Genomic DNA, 1,526 nt, shown 5'->3' with positions numbered 1-1,526 from the left:
CAGACTGCTGACAAACCCCTGGCATTTGCTGGGGGTTTTTGATTCACTGGGTCATGTTGAAGCGACCCGCCCCTGAACAGACCGCGCTCGAGATGGTGACGCTGGATCAGTTGGTTCCTGCCGATCACCTTTTGCGCAAGATCGACCGTGTGATCGATTTCACCTTCATCCACGATCTGACCGCGCCGCTGTATTGCCCCGACAATGGCCGCCCGCCACTCGACCCGACCTTGATGTTCAAGGCGCTGTTCATCGGCTACCTGTTTGGCGTTCGCTCGGAGCGGCAGCTGGTGCGCGAGATCGAGGTCAATGTCGCCTATCGTTGGTTCCTGCGACTGAAGCTGACGGACAAGGTGTTCGACGCCTCGACGTTGAGCCAGAACCGGCGGCGGCGTTACGACGACACCAGCGTGTCGCAGGCGATCTTCGACCGCATTGTTGAGCAGGCGATCCGGGCGGGCTTGGTCGACGGCACGGTGCTGTACACCGACTCCACCCATCTGAAGGCCAACGCCAACAAGGGCAAATACGATCTTGCCATGATCGCCAAGTCGCGGGCCGACTATTGGGCCGACCTCGATCGTGCGATCGACACCGAACGGGCGCTGCATGGCCAGAAGCCGCTGAAGCAGAAGGAGCGGCGGCCTGCGGTTAAGGAGACCAAGGTCTCGCGCACCGACCCCGACAGCGGCTACATGGTACGCGAGGGCAAGCCGAAGGGCTTTTTCTATCTCGACCATCGCACGGTGGATGCGGCGCACGCCATCATCACCGACACGCACACGACGGCGATCGTCCACGATTCGACCGTCTACCTGTCGAGGCTCGATCGGCAGGTGCAGCGCTTCGGCTTTGATGTCGGCGCCGTCGGGCTGGACGCCGGCTATGCCACGGCAGGCATCGCCAAAGGACTGGAGGATCGGGCAATCCGCGGTGTCACCGGTTATCGTCGCCCCAGACCGCCCAAGCCCGGCATGATGGGTCCGTCCTCCTTCACCCATGAGCCGGCGGCTGATGGCTATCGCTGCCTACAGGGCCAGATGCTGGCCTACGCCACCACCGACCGCAATGGCTACCGCCACTACAAGAGTGACCCGGCTATCTGCCGCGACTGCCCGCTGCTTGCCTCCTGCACCAGCAATGCCAAGGCCCAACGCACCATCATCCGCCATGCCTGGGCCGATGCGAAGGAGCGCACCGACGCCAATCGGCTGACCGCATGGGGCAAGGCTATCTACCGCCGCCGCAAGGAGACCGTCGAGCGCTCCTTCGCCGACGCCAAGCAACTGCATGGTCACCGCTATGCGCGGTTCCGAAGTCTCACCAAGGTCGCCTGCCAGTGCCTGATCGCCGCCGCCGCCCAGAACATCAAAAAGATCGCCCTTTGCCTGTGCCCGAAGCCCAAGCCGGCCCGCGCATGAGGCTCAATGCCTCTTGTCAAAATCTCCTGACACAAACAGTCCAAGACACTTCAATCACATAACAAAAAACCCCGCCGAAAATCGACGGGGTTTGTCAGCAGTCTG

1 protein-coding gene is annotated in these 1,526 nt (G+C 62.1%); it reads left to right on the top strand.

The window, feature by feature from the left end; genetic code table 11:
- Positions 1-53: 53 nt before the first annotated feature.
- Positions 54-1,421, top strand: coding sequence for an IS1182 family transposase (locus tag NKJ67_RS35035; protein ID WP_127382146.1), 1,368 nt, complete (start codon positions 54-56; stop codon positions 1,419-1,421).
- The last annotated feature ends 105 nt before the right edge of the window (positions 1,422-1,526 follow it).

It is taken from the genome of Mesorhizobium sp. M0088 (assembly GCF_040322895.1).
GTDB lineage: Bacteria > Pseudomonadota > Alphaproteobacteria > Rhizobiales > Rhizobiaceae > Mesorhizobium.
The sequence above is the reverse complement of the archived record's forward strand: the minus strand, read 5'-3'. Positions and strand labels throughout refer to the sequence as shown.

Coding starts and splice junctions, on each gene's coding strand:
- NKJ67_RS35035 (WP_127382146.1), top strand. CDS start 54: ATGTTGAAGCGACCCGCCCCTGAACAGACCGCGCTCGAGATGGTGACG.